The sequence below is a fragment of the Bifidobacterium sp. UBA6881 genome, assembly GCA_002451435.1.
Taxonomy (GTDB): domain Bacteria; phylum Actinomycetota; class Actinomycetes; order Actinomycetales; family Bifidobacteriaceae; genus Bifidobacterium.
Genome location: DKCF01000034.1, coordinates 5769 through 6352, shown reverse-complemented (window position 1 = coordinate 6352; position 584 = coordinate 5769). Strand labels below are relative to the sequence as shown.

Here is a 584-nt window from a genome sequence, read left to right as displayed (position 1 = left end):
GAGATCGACGGCAAGAAGTGGACTCCGCAGGAGATCTCCGCTCAGGTGCTGATGAAGCTGAAGAGGGATGCCGAAGCATACCTCGGCGAGCCGGTCACCGACGCCGTGATCACCTGCCCGGCATACTTCAACGACGCCCAGCGTCAGGCGACCAAGGACGCCGGCACCATCGCGGGCCTGAACGTCCTGCGTATCATCAACGAGCCGACCGCCGCCGCACTGGCCTACGGCTTGGAGAAGGGCAAGGAAGACGAGCGCATCCTGGTCTTCGACCTCGGTGGTGGCACCTTCGATGTGTCCCTGCTGGAGATCGGCAAGGACGACGACGGCTTCTCCACCATTCAGGTGCAGGCCACCAACGGCGACAACCACCTGGGCGGCGACGATTGGGACCAGAAGATCATCGACTGGCTCGTCGGCGAGGTCAAGAACAAGTACGGCGTCGACCTGAGCAAGGACAAGATCGCCCTGCAGCGTCTGAAGGAAGCCGCGGAACAGGCCAAGAAGGAACTGTCCAGCTCCACCAGCACCTCCATTTCCATGCAGTACCTGGCGATGACCCCCGACGGCACCCCGGTGCACCT

1 protein-coding gene is annotated in these 584 nt (G+C 62.8%); it reads left to right on the top strand.

Annotation, left to right across the window (positions count from 1 at the left end):
• A partial coding sequence (locus B3C64_RS02715; RefSeq protein WP_291533560.1) for an Hsp70 family protein occupies positions 1–584 on the top strand: 584 nt, incomplete at both ends.